Raw genomic sequence first — 17,066 nt, 5'->3', positions numbered from 1 at the left:
CAAACCTATTATTAACAACAAGTTGCTTGTTATTACTTGTTGTTAAAAAGAAGAAAATTGCAATCATTTTCTGTTCCTTGCTATCCTGTCCCAATTCAAAATGGAGTGATTGTATGTCTCTTGCCACCTCAAGCCAGCAGGTTTTTAGTCAGTTGAAGCAAGTCGTTCCGGGGGGAGTCAATTCTCCTGTCCGATCCTTTAAGGGGCTTGATCAAGATCCAATGATTGTCGAGCGTGGAATTGCGGATCGCATCGTTGATGCCGATGGCCGCATTTTTATCGATTACTGCATGTCTTGGGGAGCCTTAATGCATGGACATGCGCATCCGCAAATTATTGAAGCTGCAGCTGAGCGGATGAAAAAAGGAACAAGTTTTGGCATTTCCACAGAAGTTGAAGAGAAGCTGGCCAGCAAAGTCGTGGAATGTATGGACTCTATCGAAAAGGTGCGGTTTGTCTCCTCCGGCACGGAAGCGACGATGAGCGCTGTTCGATTAGCAAGGGGATTTACAAAGCGTCCTCTCATTGTCAAATTTAGCGGCCATTATCACGGTCACGCAGATTTTTTTCTGGTAAAAGCGGGCTCTGGGGTCCATCACTTAAGCGAATCTTCATCTGCCGGCATCCCTTCGGAGGTGATCAAGCATGTGGCTTCTTTAACGTTTAACGACATTGATGGAGTGAGAAAATTTTTACGCGACAATAAGGTTGCTTGTGTAATTTTAGAGCCGATTGCAGGAAACATGGGGGTCGTTCCTTCGTCAGAGAGTTTTATTCAGATGCTGCGAGAGGAAACCACGGATCAGAATGCCCTTTTGATCTTCGATGAAGTGATGAGCGGTTTTCGGGTCGGTTTGCAGGGAGCTCAAGGATTCTACGGTGTGCGGCCGGATTTAACCTGTCTAGGAAAAGTGGTTGGAGGCGGTTTCCCCGTTGCTGCATTTGGCGGAAGGGCTGATGTGATGGATCATCTAGCTCCAGACGGACCAGTCTATCAAGCGGGAACGCTTTCCGGCAATCCACTGGCGATGGAAGGAGGCTTCCAAGCATTAAGTATGCTTCAGAAGGCTGGTTTTTTTGAAGAGATGGAACGCAAGACAAATTTGCTGGTTGAACCGATTGAGCAATTTTTAAACGCCCATGAAATTCCCGCCTGCATTCAGCGCTCAGGATCTATGTTCACCCTCTTTTTCGGACGTCGATCCGTTGTCAATCACGAGGAGGCAATGGCGCTTGATCTTAAGCAGTTTGCCCATTTTTTTAGGCACATGTATGCAGAAGGCGTCTATCTGCCGCCGTCGCAATTCGAAGCGTGGTTCATTTCCAGCGTCCACACTGACGAGCATCTTGTAAAGACACGAGATTTAGTCATTGATTACCTTGATAATCAATTAATGCGATGACAATTCTTTGCCCTATTAAGGGCTATTCTGGTATTTATTGGTACATGAACCCATCCCGATATTCAAATTTGACATTATGAAAAAACTTCTCGCCCTATTGATTCTTCTCATTGCCAACATAAACGCCGATCTCCTTGAACTCGAAGGATATTTAGGCAAAGATGAAGTTGCGTCATTAGAAAGCTCCTTAGATGCTCTGAAAAAAGAAAATCCTGAAAAGATTGTGATTTTAGTCAATTCATCTTCAGGAGACTTGGGAAAAGTGCTCGAGTTGGCAAAAAAAATTTATGCCATGAAAGCTGAATTGGGAACCCGCGTTTCTGTTTATATCGATCAAAGCGCTGTCGGACCTGCTGGCGTGGTCCCTTTTCTTGCAGATGAACTATACATCTCCTATTTTGCTTCTTGGGGAGATATCCCTTTCGGATCGGAGGGGGCGATTTCTACAAACCTGCTTCGCAACACTGTCACCAGTTTCATTAATCCCAAGCAAAAACACAAGGAAACCCTCGAAGTGATTGCCACTGCAATGCTTGATCCAGATGTCAAAGTTGTCGAACAAGACGGCTGGAAAATTGGGGAAGAAGGAAAGGTGATTTCTCCACAAGGAGAAACGCTTGTCATCAATCATCATCAAATGCAGAAGCTTGGCTTAGTTGCAGGCGTGGTTTCCCCAATTGAGTTTAGGAAAAATCATCAGAGCGAAAAAAAAGCAGCAGTCATCAAGCAGGAAGAGAAAACAGTGGAGAGCCCTGGACTTGCCGGTCAACTGGAAAAAGCAATCCATTATCAAGGCGATGAGGAAAACCGAATTGGTTTGATTCATGTGGATGACAAAAACGCGCAGATTTCGCAGTCCACCTGGATCTATATCAAAAGCGCTCTTGAGTACTACAAGAAACGGAAGCCGAGCTTCATTATTTTAGAGCTGAATACTCCTGGCGGAGAGGTGTTTGCTTCGCAAAAAATTTCGGATGCTCTAAAAGAGATCGATACCCAGCAAGGCATTCCTGTCGTGGCGTTTATTAACAATTGGGCAATTTCCGCTGGCGCCATGCTGGCCTATTCGTGCCGTTTTATCGCAGTAACCAAAGATGCAAGCATGGGAGCTGCAGAACCTGTTTTCGCAGGCGAAGGCGGGAAAATGGAAACGGCGCCGGAAAAAGTCAATTCTGCGTTGAGAACAGACTTTGCAAATCGAGCGTCTTTTTTCGGCCGCAATCCCGATATTGCAGAAGCGATGGTCGATAAAGACATCATCTTAGTTTATCGCCATGGCAGAGTGGTCCGCCTGGACAGCGAAGAGAAGATCCGCACGAAAGGGCCGGCTCCGGATGAGATTATTAGCGCCAAAGGCAAGCTTTTAACGCTTAGTGCAGAAGAAATGATGAAATATGGAGTCGCTGATATCAAGTTAAATCCCGTGAGAACAGATGTGATCTCCGATGCTGAGAGGGAAAAAGGCGAATGGCCCGCCTCAAAAATGCTTTTGTTTCAAGATCCTTTCTTTAAAAACATTCCCCATGCAGTTGTGGATGAATATCAAATGGACTGGAAAACACGTTTTCTTTCGTTTTTGTCCAAACCTGCTGTCGCTTCTCTTTTGTTTTTAGGGATGATGATTGGGCTCTACGTCGAATTCAATTCTCCCGGATTCGGCCTGCCGGGTTCGATTGGATTGCTTTGCCTGTTTTTGATCATGTTGTCTAGTTATGCTCTTGAGGTGGCGAATACCCTGGAAGTGATTTTGCTCCTTGTCGGAGTTCTCTTCATCGCGCTCGATTTCTTTCTCATTCCAACCTTTGGCATTTTAGGTGTGATGGGAGTGCTCTTTTTCTTTATCGGGTTGTTTGGCATGATGCTGCCTGGAATTGAAAGCGTCGATTTTGAATTCGATACGCAAACGTTGAATGCGGCAGGAGAGGTGTTTGTGCAGCGGCTGGCTTGGCTTTGCGGGTCATTAGTCCTTTCCATTATTGGCATTGCTCTCTTGAGCAGGTACGCCCTGCCCGCGTTTGCAGGATTTACTCCTCTCATTCTTGCTGGAAGCGAGGAGAATAAGGATGAAGGGTATGTCTCCGGCATCGATCCCAAAACCCTTCCTCAACCAGGTGTTGAAGGAGTTGCTATGACGACCCTTAGACCGGCGGGAAAAGTTGAAATTAACCGCAAGATTTACGACGCGATTACGCCGGGTGGATATATTGAAAAGGGAGAACCGATCAAAGTTGAGCGCTTAGATGGGGGTGTTGTTGTCGTTAATAAAAGGAAGCGCGAGGAATAAATGTTGCCATTCATTTGGTTGGCTATCGGCCTGCTGTTGATTTTCTTGGAATTTTTTCTTCCTGGCGGTGTCATGGGAACACTCGGGGCCTTAGCTGTGGTTGCCAGCATTGTCATTTTTGCTTTGCAGACAGATTCTGTTGCTTTAGTGATCTTATATACCTTGGGCTGCGTGGTGCTATTCATTTTGCTTTTCCGTTTCGCGTTGTGGCGCATACGTCATGGAGAGCCGAGCAAGACCATTTACGCAGATGATGCGCAAGAAGGGTTCATGGCATCTCAATATGACAAATCGCTCATTGGCAAAACAGGGATTGTCGATACAGATTTAAAGCCTGGCGGACACATCATTGTTGAGGAAAAACGGCATCCTGCCATTTCTCTAAGCGGCTACATTTCAAAAGGGGAAAAGGTGGAAGTGGTCGGCGGAGAAGGTGAAAGTTTAATTGTGAAAAAGGAGAATTAAAGTATGCAAACATTGTTAATGGTTGGCCAGATGAGTTTCGAACTTTATCTGTTACTCATTGTCCTCGCCATTGTCGGCGTGATTTTGTTAATCATCTTGGGGAAATTCATCAGTTTATGGTTCCAGGCATTTGTTTCCGGAACCCCTATCCAGTTTCTCAATATTATCGGGATGAGTTTGAGAAAAGTTCCTCCTCGTGAAATTGTAATTTCAAGGATTACTGCTTATAAGGCAGGGCTTAAGCAAATTTCGGTCTCCGATCTTGAAACGCATTATCTAGCTGGCGGCCATGTCTCTCAAGTGGTTCGCGCAATGATCGCAGCTGATAAAGCAAACATCGACTTGGACTGGAGACAAGGGACAGCCATTGATCTTGCAGGGCGCGATCTTCAAGAAGCGATCAACACCTCGGTCAATCCTAAAGTGATCGATTGCCCAAGCCATGGCGGATTCATGACCGGAGTGGCGAAAGACGGTATCCAGGTGCATGTGCGTGCGCGGGTCACTGTGCGGACGAACATTCAACAATTAGTTGGAGGAGCGACCGAAGAAACCATTATCGCACGCGTAGGAGAGGGGATTGTCAGTGCGATCGGTGGATCGGATACACATTTGCAAGTGTTGGAAGCTCCTCAAAACATCTCCAAGCTTGTGCTTGAAAAAGGCTTGGATTCTTCAACGGCATTTTTAATTTTATCCATCGACATCGTCGAAATGAAGCTGGGAGAAAATATCGGTGCCAAGCTAAGAGCCGACAAGGCCGAAGCTGATATGCGGATTTTCCAGGCTGAAGCAGAAAAAAGACGTGCAATGGCAGTGGCTGAGGAACAGGAAAACAAAGCAAAAGTCAAAGACATGGAAGCGAAGCTGATCGAAGCTAAATCCGCCGTTCCGCATGCAATCGCCGAAGCTTTCAAAGAGGGAAACCTTGGCATCATGGACTATTACCGCTTTCAAAACATTCAGGCCGATACAGAGATGCGCACATCGATTGCAAAGCCTGAAGAAGAGGGGCAAAGCAGCAAATGACGCTCATTGAACTGATCGGTTTTATGATCACGATGGTTGCGTTTTTTCTCTTGATCGCCAAACAGGCTAGAGATGAAAGAAGGCGGCGGCAGAACCCGGAAGCGTACGAAGAAGAGGCTGAGCAGGAGCATCAAGAAACGATTAAACATTTTCTCCGTTCTCTCAATATCGAAATTCCAGAAGACATGCCGCCGCCCAAAAGAGAACTGCCTCCTGTTCCGAAGGTCTTGGAGCCGGAAGAGATCGAAGCTCCTGCTCTGAAGCAGAAAAGCCTGTTTCGAGATCCTTATGCTCTGCACAAGCCGTTTGAATATGGAGAAAAGAGAAAAAAACAGCAGTCGCGTGTCAGTCAGATGCTAAAAGGAAAGGATTCTCTTAAGCAGGCAGTCATCTTGAAAGAGGTCTTAGGGGCGCCTAAAGCTTTCGAATGAGCGTTATCGACAATTATCACGCACTGATTTCCGATATTGGAAACACAGTCAGAAAAGCAGGAAGAGATCCCTCGGAAGTCAGTTTGATTGCTGTGACGAAAGGGTTTTCTTTGGAGCATGTCCTGCCTGCTTATAAGGCTGGAGCAAGAGGGTTTGGTGAAAATCGCGTTCAGGAAGCGCTTCCCAAAATTGAAAAAGCTCCAAAAGACATTGAGTGGCACCTCATCGGAACTCTTCAAAAAAACAAAGTGCGCAAAGTCATTGGCAAATTTTCTCTTATCCATTCGGTCGATTCCCTGGAATTGGCGCAGAAAATTTCTGAGACAAGCTTAGTTTGCAATACTGTAACGCCAGTGTTATTGCAGGCTAATACTTCCGGCGAGCAATCAAAACATGGACTTCAATCAGAGGAATGGATCGCTAACTGGGACTCTTTGCTTGAGTTAGAAGGGATTGATTTGCAAGGATTGATGACCATTGCTCCTTTTGTCGATGACGAAAAGGTGATAAGAAGGTGTTTTCGGGCACTGAGGCAGTTGCGGGACCGTTTGCAAGCAATGGCTGGCAACAAGTGCACTCTGAAGCATTTATCGATGGGAATGAGCCATGATTATCGCCTTGCAATCAACGAAGGGGCGACGCAGCTTCGCATAGGCAGTGCTATTTTTCACTAAAGTTGACAATTTAGTATACATTACTGTATACTAAAAAGTAACAAAAGAGGTGTTGAAATGGCGCAAACAGCAAGAATCTCCAGTCGTAGTGATTCGATCATTCAAGAGATGGTTTCGCTAACAGGCTATTCAAAGGTTGAAGTTATCGAACATGCCTTGGAAGTGTATAGAAGAAATGAAAGAATGAGATTAATGAATAAGGCGTATCAAACTCTTAAATCCGACAAGTCAGCATGGAAAGAAGAGATAAAAGATCGTGAAGAACTGGAAGGGACTATAGCTGATGGCTTTGAAGAAGAATCATCCTCTTCAGGGTGAAATTTGGCTTTTTGACCCCGATCCGGTTAAAGGAAATGAGATCGGGAAGAAGGTTCGTCCTGCTCTTGTTGTCTCTAATAACCTGATGAATAAAGGAGCATCGGGTCTTATTATTGTTGTCCCTATCACAAGCAAAGACAAAAAAATTCCCTCGCATATTCGCATTGATCCACCAGAAGGCGGAGTTAACCTTTCTAGTTTTGCTGTATGCGAGCAAGTTCGGTCTATTAGCAAAAATAGGCTTGTCAAAAGGTTGGGCAAAATTCAATCCGTAACAGTGCTTAAGGAAGTAGGTTCATGGTTGAACGATCTTCTTTGGATGGACATCTAATTGACGACACCCTCTAATACCTTCATCTCAGTCAATAGATATACGATTGCTTCTCGGGAAATTTCGCCCGACTCTTTGACCATAGCAGAAAGGAAACTAAACGATTTCCACTGCTTAATTTCCTTTTCAATATTCGGAAGCGGATCTGCACTGATACCTTCAGCTTTTAACAATGTTGCAGCTTCTTCATATGACTTGTTACTCACAGATTGAAGAATCCCTTTGTAAAGAAGCTGGTCTTTTTGCGGCATTTGCTTAAGAAAATATTTCCGCAGTTGCTCCTCAAGCGGTTGACTAGGATCAAGTTTGATGTGCATCCTCTGTTCAATGAACTTAACAGCCGTTTGAGGCCTTGCTTGCATGGAAGCGGCAATCCTCAAAGCTTTTTGATAGCTTTCGTTGAGTTCGGAATGTTTTTTTATCAAATATGGAAACACCTGCTGGTCGAAGGGGCGCGGTGTTTTCATTAAAATGCCATATTTTTCGCTTAATATTTTCCATTGATCTTCAGGAGTTTTTGCTTGGGCAAGGTCTTTTTTTATTGCTTTAAATGTTTCTTTTTCCCATTCGGCAGGCACATTTTCCTTCAGCCAGTCAATGACAAGTTCTTTATTGATGCTGCATTCAACATGAATGGCAAAAAGCACTTCGTCTACGATTTGAGACGGATTAAACTCTTTCCAGTAGATTTCATTGATGATCAGACTTTGCCCTTCTCGATCTAAAGCAGGAATCGGGTCTAAGAAATAAAACCTTGCAGCTTTTTGAGCTGTATCGATGCCTGCAGCTTCATCGATCACTTGATAGACAAGGTTCATCACGTGCGTATTTTGATGGTCATTCGGATCGACAAAGCTTTGACAGATCCTTTCATGAAGATTTCTAAGAACAATAAAAACTTGATTGGGCAGATCGAAATTCTCTTGTTTTTTTTGCTGCTTGATCTTTTGCGCTTCCCCCATGTACCAACCGCCGCAGTTGCCGCCGGTTAACGCAATTTCAATGATCGTAGCTGCATTGGGAGCTGGATCTTCCTTAGATGATTGCTCATCATTTTCCCGGTCAATGAGATCAATGATTTCACAAAGCGTAGCCTCCAGGTATCGATACCAATTTTCCAGTTCATCAGGTTTTTCGTGAGATGGAGTACCTGGTTTAGGCTGTCGATTTTTGATATCTTCCACCAAACAGACCATTTTTTCCCTAAGCTCTATAGGAGTAAATGATCTTCCGTTAGCATCTCTGAATGTAGAGTTTTTTCGATATTTGAGCACATGATCAAGCATCTCAATTAAACGTGCGACTTTCTTTGTGCGCGAGGCGTCATCTTTCACATCGGATGGAGTTTTATTTGCAATTGTTTCTCCAAAATTCAAGACGTAACTTTTGTTCGTTTCCACAGAAGCTTCTGAAAGTACTCTCAAAGGAATATAAGGATATTTTTTTCGAATTTTAGCGATCTCGGCCTCGATATCTTCTTTTGACATAAGAGCTGTCATCGCAGAAGCTAACGGATGGCTTTGTAGAAGAAAGGGGATTTCAAGGGGGAAAAAATAGGGAGAGCTTGATCTTGGTTCAGTCAGCTCGAAGGCTGTTTCCATCAGCTTTTTTATTCTACTACCATTCACATTTTGAGCGGCAATATCGATGATTGCCGGATACCCTTTAAATGCTTCCCGTACAATTCCGATCTCTCCCCAATGAAGAATTGTTCCTAAGGGAGTATTGCTTTTTTGACCTTTGTGAAGATCTTGAATTGTCGGATCTGCACCCAGTTTGATCAATAGGTTCCACATCTCCATTTTCTCGAAAGGGGTGGATTTGATGTTTTTTATTCTATGAAGCGCTGTTGTTCCCGAAGATGTTTGGTGGTTGATGTTTGCTCCTTGTTCAACAAGAAGGCGAACCTCTTTTTTCAATCCGAAGTTCACAGCGTAGTGGATGGGTGTGATCCCTTGGTTGTTTTCTCTGTTTGAGTGTGTGCCGTATTCAAGAAGGACAGGAATTGCCCAGAGCTGCTTTTCAAGGATCGCAGAGATTAGCAGGCTGTTAGAGTCTAAATCGACAGCATTTGGATTAAAGCCTGCTTTGAGAAGAGCTCTAAGTTGGCCTTGGTCTCCTGATTGGATGGTTTTTAAAAGAATTTGATGTTGTTTCGAAAGATCATCGATTTCGCCGATCACCATGCGGGCAAGTTTTTCATGCCCTGTCGTTGCTGCGGTGAGGATAAAGGTTGTGTCGGTGGAAAATTTACGGGCAAGCTTAAGCTTTAACTCTTCCACCGTTTCAGTCGGCAAGAGATCGAAGTGATTACCAGATAGCCAAAAAACAGATTGCGTCGATGTTTTTTGAGTTTCAGGACTCATCGTTTCAAGGTTGGCGATCAGCGAGACATTTTCCAGAAATGTGATCTGTTGAGTCGTCGATGTTGGAAGAGCTTCTCTGAAGAGAAAATTCCTCACCTGTCCCAGTGTTCCTCCAGCTTTTAAAAACAGCTCAATTTCAAGAGCGGTTTTTTCCGGTTTTTCGAACTGAAAAACCTCTCTTAATGCAGCAGAGATTTTGTCTTCACTTCTTTTATGGACTTTTTTCCATTTGGCGAACGCTTTGTAATTGTCTTTGACAGATCGCGTTTTCGAAGTAGATTTTTTGTAGATCTTTTTGATTTTATCAGAAGAAATTCCCGCAGCCGACAACATTTTCAGCTCTAAAGGAGAATCGCTGTTTAATGCATTTAAAATTTCAATATTGACTTCGAAGGATTTTTCTTGAGAAAGGCTAATACTCATAAAATCTTCCTAAATATTTGATATTTTTGATAAATATATCAGAAAATATATTTTTTAGGAATGACCTAGAGCGTGTCATCATCTTTTTTAAAAATATTTTTCTATTTTTTGTGAAATTGACATAAAACAGGGTTTTAGTGTACAATATTCCTTTGAATCCAATGCGCTAGGTCGATTATAATGTTTTTTAAGAAGCTTTCCCGTCAAAGCCAATCTCTTGCAGCAGCTATTCTTTTGGGGCTTTTCGCAGGCTATGCGAATCATCCAACCATGGATGCGGCGGCTTCGGTTGTCTCCGAAATTTTTATTAATCTTCTTAAGCTAGTTAGTTTGCCGATTATTTTTCTTTCCATTGTCTCGACGGCATCTGGAATGGACAGCATTGATGAGATCAAGTCGATCGGGAAAAAAGTGATCAAGTACACTCTTTTGACAACAGTGATTGCAGCAACATTTGCGTTGATCATTTTTGTGACAATCGATCCTGTCAGAAGCGTTGTTTCCAAAGCTCCTCCTGTTGACTTGGAATCAGGCTCTCTTCCCGGATATATGCATTATTTGATCAATATCATTCCGAGCAACATTATTCAGCCTTTTAGCGACAATAGCGTGATCGGAGTTTTATTTTTGGCGATGCTGCTGAGCTTTGCTATTCTCAGTCTTCCTCAGGAGAAGCGAAAACTGCTTAATTCTTTTTTCTCAGGGTTATATGCAGCGATTATGAAGATTACAACTTGGATTGTGCAATTAATGCCGTTTGCGATTTGGGCATTTATCACGTTATTTGTCAAAGATGTTCGAAGCGGCATGGAAATGAAAAGCATCGCCCTGTATCTGGCTTGTGTCTTGATTGCTAATTTGGTCCAAGCTTTTGTTGTGCTGCCAATTTTATTGAAAATTAAGAAAATGTCTCCTGTTAAAATTGCTTGGGGAATGATGCCCGCGCTCTCGTTGGCGTTTTTCTCCAAATCTTCCAGTGCAGCGCTCCCGATGGCGATGAAATGCGCAGAGGAGCGGGTGAGTGTTTCCCGCAAGGTTGCAAGTTTCAGCCTTCCCCTTTGCACGACGATCAACATGAATGCTTGTGCTGCGTTTATCTTAACGACAGTTCTGTTTGTTTCGATGAGTAATGGAATCACCTATACACCCGCGGAGCTGGTTTTTTGGATTTTCATTGCCACAATTGCAGCTGTCGGAAACGCCGGCGTTCCGATGGGATGCTATTTTATCTCCAGTGCATTTTTAGCTGCAATGAATGTTCCTTTGAATATTTTGGGGGTGATTCTCCCTTTCTATGCGATGATCGATATGCTTGAAACAGCCATCAACGTATGGTCGGATTCATGTGTGACGACGATTGTGCAGAAGGAAATGGATCAGGAAGAGTCAGCTGCCGCAATTGTTTCAGCTGTGTAACCTCGACTTTTATCTTTATTTTTTATAAACTCGACACCTTTGTAAGAACAGAACAGGGAGAATCCAAGATGAGTTTTCGTGATAGACTGTATGAATTAACCACACCGGAAGAAGTCGATTCTTTCTTAAGCGTTAACCCTAACTGCGCACTGTTTAAAGCTGGAGGATGCCATAAAACAATGCAAGGTTTTGGAGTTGTCGAAAAGATGATGGGATCTAGAGGAGAGTTGCCGGTTGGGCTCGTCAAGGTGATCGATCATCGGCCAGCTTCCAATCACATTGCCGAGTTGACAGGCATCGTGCACGAGTCCCCTCAATTCATCCTGTTTAAAGAGGGTAAAGCTGTCTATGATGTTGACAATTGGGATATTATTCCCGAATCTCTCGAAGTGGCGCTGATTAAACATTTCGGTCCGGTGGCTCCAGGTGATGCGGCAGCAGCTGAAGCAAACGGCGATATTGAACAGTATATTCGGTTGCTTGAGGAATATTTAGAGGGCCGTATGGATGAGCAAAGTTTTACTCATGAATGGCTGGAAACATTTCGTTCAGATAACAGTTTAAGATCTACAGAAGAGTTCAATCTTCTCAATAGCTTATTCGGCGATGTGGATATGGCGTATGCTTCGATCATCAATGAGGGAGCTCCTGTTTGCAACACCTTGAAAGTTAGAGCTGAAAGCTTGTTGCAACAGATCGCTTCACGCTGAGTTTAAAATGTGATACCATAAGCATCAGGGGATATTCTATGGTTTTGCGGAATCAGAAAAATGGCTGCGGTCACTTTTTTCCTTGCGATAATGAAAAAGTGAGCAAGCGCTTAGGCAAAGAGGCTTTGCTTGAAGCGCTCAAAAAGATGGTGCGGATCCGCAATTTTGAATTGCGTGCGGAGTCCGCGTATCTGCAAGGGAAAATTGGAGGATTTTTTCACTCCTATATGGGGCAGGAGGCGATTCAGACGGCGGCAGTCGATGCTTTTGGCATTAATCATTGGTGGATCACATCTTATCGATGCCATGCATTGGCGCTTCTTCTAGGGGCAACGACTGATGAATTGATGTCTGAGCTTTTTGGGCGTGCGAACGGGAATGCCCTTGGGCGAGGTGGATCGATGCATCTGTATACCGACCGTCTGTTGGGCGGGTTTGGGATTGTCACAGGTCAGGTGCCGATTGCTACCGGAGCTGCCTTTGCTTTGAAATACCAGGAGATCAAGGACCAGGCGGCGATCTGTTTTTTAGGAGACGGAGCTGTTGCCCAAGGGTCTTTTCATGAGTCGTTGAACCTTGCTTCGCTCTGGGATTTGCCAATTGTTTATGTGATTGAGAACAATCGTTGGGGGATGGGAACAGCTGTTAATCGGGCGATCAGCATCAACCGTCTTGCTGAAGACAGCGCTCCTGCATACAACATGAAGGCTTACACCGTCAATGGCATGGACTACATGAATTGCCACGCTCTTTTTGAAGAAGTGAAAGAGGAAGTTTTGAAAACTTCCAGGCCGGTATTAATCGAGGCGGTTACGGAGCGTTTCAGGGGGCATTCGATCTCTGATCCGGGATTATACCGTACCAAAGAAGCGTTGAAAGAGGGAATGAAAAAAGATCCTATTCAGGAATTGAAAAACTTCCTGGAGGAAAAGGGATGGATCGATGAGGAAGCTTTTAAAGAGATGGATAAGGAGATGCGTGAGACCATGGTTGCTTCTCTTAAACATGCTGACGAGAGCCCTTGGCCCGACCCTGTGGTATTAGAAGAGGATGTATACGCACCATGACTACGCAGACAGTTGAAATACGAGAAGCGCTGAGGCAGGCTCTTGATGAAGAGATGGAAAGGGATTCGACAGTTTTTGTCATGGGCGAAGAGGTTGGAGAGTATAACGGCGCCTATAAAGTGACAAAGGGAATGTTGGATAAGTGGGGTCCTAAGCGCGTAATTGATACCCCGATTGCAGAACTTGGGTTTGCCGGTTTGGGAATTGGAGCAGCTTTGTGTGGATTACGCCCTGTTGTGGAGTTCATGAGTTTTAATTTCTCTTTTGTTGCCGCAGATCAGCTTATTTCCAATGCTCCCAAAATGTACTACATGTCCGGTAATCGATTTTCTTGCCCTATTGTTTTTCGCGGCCCAAACGGTGCTGCTGCGCAGGTATCCAGTCAGCACTCTCATTGTGTGGAGGCGCTCTATAGCAATATTCCCGGTCTTATCGTCCTTGCTCCCAGTAATGCTTACGATCACAAAGGGTTGCTAAAATCGGCAATTCGCAATAATAATCCCGTTCTTTTTTTGGAAAACGAGCTTTCTTATGGAGATAAGATGGAGATTCCGACAGAAGAGTACCTGGTACCGATCGGAAAAGCGAAAGTCGTGAGGGAGGGAACGGATTTGACGCTGGTTTCTCATAGTCGTATGGTACAGTTGTGCGAGGAAGCGGCTAAAGAGCTTTCAAAAAAAGGGATAAACGTAGAACTAATTGACTTGAGGACGATTAAGCCTTTGGATATTGCCACTGTTGCCCAATCGGTGAGAAAGACAAACCGCTGTGTCGTTGTGGAAGAGGGGCACATATTTGCCGGAATCGGCGCTGAAGTTGGTTTTCAGGTGATGGAGCATTGTTTTGATTTTCTTGATGCTCCGATAGAGCGTGTTGCGCAGAGGGAGACGCCGATGCCTTACTCGAAAGTTTTGGAAAGGGAGACATTGCCTACAGTCGATCGAATCCTCTATTCATGCAAAAAAGCTTTAAACATTTAGGAGATTCCTCAATGCCGTTTACATTCACGATGCCCAAACTCTCTCCGACGATGGAAACAGGAACGATTGCAAAGTGGCATAAAAAAGAGGGGGAATTCGTTGAAGCGGGAGAGTTGATCATTGAAGTTGCGACCGATAAGGCGACAGTGGAGCACAACGCCCTTGATGAGGGATGGTTGCGCAAAATCCTAATCAATGAAGGGGAAGAAGCGATCGTCAATCAGGCGATCGCTATCTTTACGGAAGAGGAAAAGGAAAGCATTGAAAGGTATCAGCCGGAATCACCTGTTCCCGAATTAGAAGAAGTTTCTGAAGAGGCTGAAGAAGATAAACCCGAAGAAGAAAAAAAAGTTATTTCAAAGCCATCTTCTGGATTGTCTCAGCCGTCGTTCATTCCGGAAGAACCGTTAAAAAATTATGTATTTAAAACGCCTGAAGAGCTGCTAACGGAACGGGTGAAGGCGACTCCGTTGGCGAAGAAATTGGCCAAGGAGCGGGGGCTTGATCTTACGACAGTTAACGGGACAGGTCCTGGCGGCAGGATCGTTAGCGACGATCTTGCATTTGCGCAATCGTCTGGCCCTGTAGTTTTTGGAAAACGTGAAAGGCCGGCATTGCCGCCTGGTACTTACGAAGAAGAGAAACCCTCTCCTATGCGCCAGGTGATTGGACAGCGGTTGCAGGAAGCAAAAACGTTTATTCCTCACTTTTACATCACACAGGCAGTTGATGCAGAGCCGATGCATCAAGTGCGTGAGCAGCTAAGAACGGTGGGAATAAAAGTGTCGTTCAACGATTTTGTGATGCGGGCATGTGCCTTGGCACTTCGCGAACATCCCCATGTAAATAGTGGGTTCAATAGTGTTAATCAGACCATGATCCGATTTAAAACAATTGACATCGCATTTGCCGTCAGCGTTGATGGAGGGTTGATCACCCCGATCATCCGGTATGCGGACTATAAGAATTTGGGAGAGATTTCTGTAGAAGTGCGTCATTTGGCTAAAAAAGCGCGCGAGGGGAAATTGGATCTGAAAGAGTTTAAAGGAGGATCTTTCACAATTTCGAATTTAGGCATGTATGGGATCACCGATTTTCAGGCAATTATCAATCCTCCTCAAGCTGTGATTCTTTCAGTGGGAGGGATTCATAATATCCCGGTTGTGAAAAACAATGCTGTTGTCCCTGGTAAAGTGATGAATATTAGCGTGTCTTGCGATCATCGCGTCGTTGATGGAGTCGCAGGAGCTGAGTTTATCAAGACAGTTCAGAAATATTTGGAAAATCCCGCTTCTTTATTAATCTAGTCTCTGTTTCTTCATTTCCTTGACTCGGTTGATGACCTTGTTGAAATTAAAATAATTTTTAAATATTCCAATTTTTTTTAAGGTAGGATTTATCGAGCAATATTTAAAAAAAACTAAAAAAAGACTCCGTTCAAACGAACGGAGTCTTTGGGTATTTATTGATTTTGTTATTTTAACCTCGAAACTGCCATGAGTAGAGTGGCTCCCACTCCCAAAGCGATAGCATATCTCCCACTATTGTTTTCTACGTGTGTAGCTACTTTCTTTGTAGTTTTTTCCATATAAGTAGGTTTTTCAGCTTCAGCTTTTTCAGCTTCAGCTTTTTTAGCTTTAGCTTTTTCTAAAATATCAGGAGTAATTTTTGGTAATACAAGCCCTTGCTTTCCTTCTGTTCCTATAGCTATTTTTCGTTCATTGTCTAATTTGATTTTTTCGAGTCTTGCTTCTTCAAATTTTGGAGCATATTCAGAAAGGAATTGGTCTTTTTCCGCTTTCTCTTTTTTGAAATCTACAGCCTCAGTGTCAGCTATTTGTCGATGGTATTCATCGATTTTTTGTCTGTTTTGCTCGAGCCCTTCTATGCCGAGAAGCGTTTTTTTTAAATTTCCCTTTTGATCCTCAAGGTCTTCAGGCTTAGGCGCTTGTTTTCCTTCTTCTTTGGCTGCTTCCTGAGCATCTTTCAAGCTGCTTATTGCTTTTTCAACTGCCTTTTTTGGATTGATTTTTGCTTTTTCCAGTTCCCTTTCCAAGCTAGGTCCAAAGAATAAATCAGCTGTGAAGAGCCTAACAGATTTAGAAAGTAAAGGTAAACCAAGTGTTAGAGCGATTCCAAGAGCAACAATTGCTTTTAAAGCAACTTTAGCCACCTTTGCAATTGCTTGGCTAACTGATTCTCCAATCGTAGATTTTTTCTGAATTACATCAATATTTTCTGTATTATCTATTGGTTTTCGTGCTACATCAAATGACATTTTTATTATCTCCATTGTTATGGTTATTTTTGTTAAATTAAACTTTAACATAATTGATATTTTTTTTCAAGTTTTTTAATATAAAAAATAATTTTTAATAATGAAAAATAGATTAGAAAAAATTTAAAAATAGGTGTGAATGGAAATCATTTATCAAATAGGATAGACTGCGTGCGATGATAAACGTTTATTGTTTACATGGATTATTAGGCCTTCCAAACGATTGGGAATTTCTCAATTCTCATTTTAAAGGTATTCATTTTCATTTCGTAGATATCTACAAAAATTTTGATCCTTCCAAGGGAATCAAAGAGTTTTCTCAAGCATTTAACTCCTCTGTAAAAGCAGGAGACACTAATTTGCTTATCGGCTATTCAATGGGAGGACGTCTGGGATTGAATGCTTTGATAGATCAGCCAGATTTATGGTCTAAAGCTGTGTTTATTTCGACTCATCCGGGGCTTGAGCGTGAAGAGGCAAGGCAAAGTCGAATATTACAAGACGGCATTTGGGCAATGCGTTTTTTAACTGAGAAGTGGGAAACATTGATAGAAAAATGGAATCAGCAGTCGGTTTTTGCTTACAGTGTTCAGATGGAAAAAAATGAAATGTTGTTTAACCGCGATCTACTCGCCGATGCCTTAACACACTGGGGATTAGGACAGCAAGAAAATCTAAGAAGACATCTTAAGCTGTTGCCTCTTCCGATTTACTGGATTTCAGGAGCTAATGACCAGAAATTTTGCCGGTTGGGAAAATCTCTGTATTTTCAGCACTCTACCTCTAAAATTTTAGAAATCGAACAAGCGGGACATCGTGTTCCCTGGGATAATCAGCAAGCGTTTGTTAACATAGTAAAACGTTTTTTATTGTGAATAAACTAACTTTTAT

Annotated in this window: 16 protein-coding genes; 14 read left to right on the top strand and 2 right to left on the bottom strand. The window is 43.3% G+C overall.

Annotated elements, in window-relative coordinates; translation table 11 throughout:
• Positions 1–113: 113 nt before the first annotated feature.
• From hemL to WCW_RS05825, 8 genes are all read left to right on the top strand, one after another.
• Positions 114–1,403, top strand: coding sequence for a glutamate-1-semialdehyde 2,1-aminomutase (gene hemL / locus WCW_RS05860; protein ID WP_013182283.1), 1,290 nt, complete (start codon positions 114–116; stop codon positions 1,401–1,403).
• 76 nt (positions 1,404–1,479) lie between these two features.
• A complete protein-coding gene (locus WCW_RS05855; protein ID WP_013182282.1) occupies positions 1,480–3,687 on the top strand; it encodes an NfeD family protein in 2,208 nt (735 codons plus the stop codon).
• Positions 3,688–4,152: an NfeD family protein gene (locus WCW_RS05850; protein WP_013182281.1), complete on the top strand. Its 465-nt coding sequence runs from the start codon at positions 3,688–3,690 to the stop codon at positions 4,150–4,152.
• 3 nt (positions 4,153–4,155) lie between these two features.
• Positions 4,156–5,181, top strand: a complete 1,026-nt coding sequence (gene floA, locus WCW_RS05845) for a flotillin-like protein FloA (RefSeq protein WP_013182280.1) — start codon at positions 4,156–4,158, stop codon at positions 5,179–5,181.
• The gene (locus WCW_RS05840; protein WP_013182279.1) at positions 5,178–5,612 is read left to right on the top strand and encodes a hypothetical protein; all 435 of its coding nucleotides are present in this window, start codon (positions 5,178–5,180) and stop codon (positions 5,610–5,612) included. Before floA ends, WCW_RS05840 begins: the two co-directional genes overlap by 4 nt.
• Positions 5,609–6,286 carry a YggS family pyridoxal phosphate-dependent enzyme gene (locus tag WCW_RS05835; protein WP_013182278.1) on the top strand — a complete coding sequence of 226 codons (678 nt, stop codon included), beginning with the start codon at positions 5,609–5,611 and terminating at the stop codon, positions 6,284–6,286. Before WCW_RS05840 ends, WCW_RS05835 begins: the two co-directional genes overlap by 4 nt.
• Before the next feature lie 57 nt (positions 6,287–6,343).
• A complete protein-coding gene (locus WCW_RS05830; RefSeq protein ID WP_013182277.1) occupies positions 6,344–6,604 on the top strand; it encodes a hypothetical protein in 261 nt (86 codons plus the stop codon).
• A complete protein-coding gene (locus tag WCW_RS05825; RefSeq protein WP_013182276.1) occupies positions 6,570–6,935 on the top strand; it encodes a type II toxin-antitoxin system PemK/MazF family toxin in 366 nt (121 codons plus the stop codon). Before WCW_RS05830 ends, WCW_RS05825 begins: the two co-directional genes overlap by 35 nt.
• Here the strand turns inward: WCW_RS05825 and WCW_RS05820 are convergent.
• Complete coding sequence (locus WCW_RS05820) at positions 6,932–9,724, bottom strand: ankyrin repeat domain-containing protein (protein ID WP_013182275.1); 2,793 nt, start codon at positions 9,722–9,724, stop codon at positions 6,932–6,934. The genes WCW_RS05825 and WCW_RS05820 overlap by 4 nt on opposite strands.
• Before the next feature lie 180 nt (positions 9,725–9,904).
• Between WCW_RS05820 and WCW_RS05815 the strand changes: the two genes are divergently transcribed.
• The 5 genes from WCW_RS05815 (at position 9,905) to WCW_RS05795 (ending at position 15,204) form a co-directional block, all read left to right on the top strand.
• Positions 9,905–11,140 (top strand): dicarboxylate/amino acid:cation symporter, encoded by a 1,236-nt coding sequence (locus WCW_RS05815; RefSeq protein WP_013182274.1) that lies wholly within the window; start codon positions 9,905–9,907, stop codon positions 11,138–11,140.
• Positions 11,141–11,208: 68 nt separating this feature from the next.
• Positions 11,209–11,850, top strand: a complete 642-nt coding sequence (locus WCW_RS05810; RefSeq protein WP_013182273.1) for a monothiol bacilliredoxin BrxC family protein — start codon at positions 11,209–11,211, stop codon at positions 11,848–11,850.
• 38 nt (positions 11,851–11,888) lie between these two features.
• Complete coding sequence (pdhA, locus tag WCW_RS05805) at positions 11,889–12,917, top strand: pyruvate dehydrogenase (acetyl-transferring) E1 component subunit alpha (protein ID WP_013182272.1); 1,029 nt, start codon at positions 11,889–11,891, stop codon at positions 12,915–12,917.
• Positions 12,914–13,897 carry a pyruvate dehydrogenase complex E1 component subunit beta gene (locus tag WCW_RS05800; RefSeq protein ID WP_013182271.1) on the top strand — a complete coding sequence of 328 codons (984 nt, stop codon included), beginning with the start codon at positions 12,914–12,916 and terminating at the stop codon, positions 13,895–13,897. The genes pdhA and WCW_RS05800 overlap by 4 nt, the downstream gene beginning before the upstream one ends.
• Before the next feature lie 11 nt (positions 13,898–13,908).
• A complete protein-coding gene (locus tag WCW_RS05795) occupies positions 13,909–15,204 on the top strand; it encodes a pyruvate dehydrogenase complex dihydrolipoamide acetyltransferase (protein ID WP_013182270.1) in 1,296 nt (431 codons plus the stop codon).
• A 167-nt stretch (positions 15,205–15,371) separates the two neighbouring features.
• Here the strand turns inward: WCW_RS05795 and WCW_RS05790 are convergent, their stop codons facing one another.
• Complete coding sequence (locus WCW_RS05790) at positions 15,372–16,175, bottom strand: hypothetical protein (protein WP_013182269.1); 804 nt, start codon at positions 16,173–16,175, stop codon at positions 15,372–15,374.
• Positions 16,176–16,351: 176 nt separating this feature from the next.
• On the opposite strand from WCW_RS05790, the gene WCW_RS05785 reads away from it, so the two are divergent.
• Positions 16,352–17,050: a hypothetical protein gene (locus WCW_RS05785; protein ID WP_013182268.1), complete on the top strand. Its 699-nt coding sequence runs from the start codon at positions 16,352–16,354 to the stop codon at positions 17,048–17,050.
• Positions 17,051–17,066: the final 16 nt, after the last annotated feature.

The sequence above is a fragment of the Waddlia chondrophila WSU 86-1044 genome, assembly GCF_000092785.1.
Taxonomy (GTDB): domain Bacteria; phylum Chlamydiota; class Chlamydiia; order Chlamydiales; family Waddliaceae; genus Waddlia; species Waddlia chondrophila.
The sequence above is the reverse complement of the archived record's forward strand: the minus strand, read 5'-3'. Positions and strand labels throughout refer to the sequence as shown.

Excerpts from the sequence above, each read along its gene's own strand:
- hemL (WP_013182283.1), top strand. The coding sequence starts at position 114 with ATGTCTCTTGCCACCTCAAGCCAGCAGGTTTTTAGTCAGTTGAAGCAA.
- WCW_RS05855 (WP_013182282.1), top strand. The coding sequence starts at position 1,480 with ATGAAAAAACTTCTCGCCCTATTGATTCTTCTCATTGCCAACATAAAC.
- WCW_RS05850 (WP_013182281.1), top strand. The coding sequence starts at position 3,688 with ATGTTGCCATTCATTTGGTTGGCTATCGGCCTGCTGTTGATTTTCTTG.
- floA (WP_013182280.1), top strand. The coding sequence starts at position 4,156 with ATGCAAACATTGTTAATGGTTGGCCAGATGAGTTTCGAACTTTATCTG.
- WCW_RS05840 (WP_013182279.1), top strand. The coding sequence starts at position 5,178 with ATGACGCTCATTGAACTGATCGGTTTTATGATCACGATGGTTGCGTTT.
- WCW_RS05835 (WP_013182278.1), top strand. The coding sequence starts at position 5,609 with ATGAGCGTTATCGACAATTATCACGCACTGATTTCCGATATTGGAAAC.
- WCW_RS05830 (WP_013182277.1), top strand. The coding sequence starts at position 6,344 with ATGGCGCAAACAGCAAGAATCTCCAGTCGTAGTGATTCGATCATTCAA.
- WCW_RS05825 (WP_013182276.1), top strand. The coding sequence starts at position 6,570 with ATGGCTTTGAAGAAGAATCATCCTCTTCAGGGTGAAATTTGGCTTTTT.
- WCW_RS05820 (WP_013182275.1), bottom strand. The coding sequence starts at position 9,724 with ATGAGTATTAGCCTTTCTCAAGAAAAATCCTTCGAAGTCAATATTGAA.
- WCW_RS05815 (WP_013182274.1), top strand. The coding sequence starts at position 9,905 with ATGTTTTTTAAGAAGCTTTCCCGTCAAAGCCAATCTCTTGCAGCAGCT.
- WCW_RS05810 (WP_013182273.1), top strand. The coding sequence starts at position 11,209 with ATGAGTTTTCGTGATAGACTGTATGAATTAACCACACCGGAAGAAGTC.
- pdhA (WP_013182272.1), top strand. The coding sequence starts at position 11,889 with ATGGTTTTGCGGAATCAGAAAAATGGCTGCGGTCACTTTTTTCCTTGC.
- WCW_RS05800 (WP_013182271.1), top strand. The coding sequence starts at position 12,914 with ATGACTACGCAGACAGTTGAAATACGAGAAGCGCTGAGGCAGGCTCTT.
- WCW_RS05795 (WP_013182270.1), top strand. The coding sequence starts at position 13,909 with ATGCCGTTTACATTCACGATGCCCAAACTCTCTCCGACGATGGAAACA.
- WCW_RS05790 (WP_013182269.1), bottom strand. The coding sequence starts at position 16,175 with ATGTCATTTGATGTAGCACGAAAACCAATAGATAATACAGAAAATATT.
- WCW_RS05785 (WP_013182268.1), top strand. The coding sequence starts at position 16,352 with ATGATAAACGTTTATTGTTTACATGGATTATTAGGCCTTCCAAACGAT.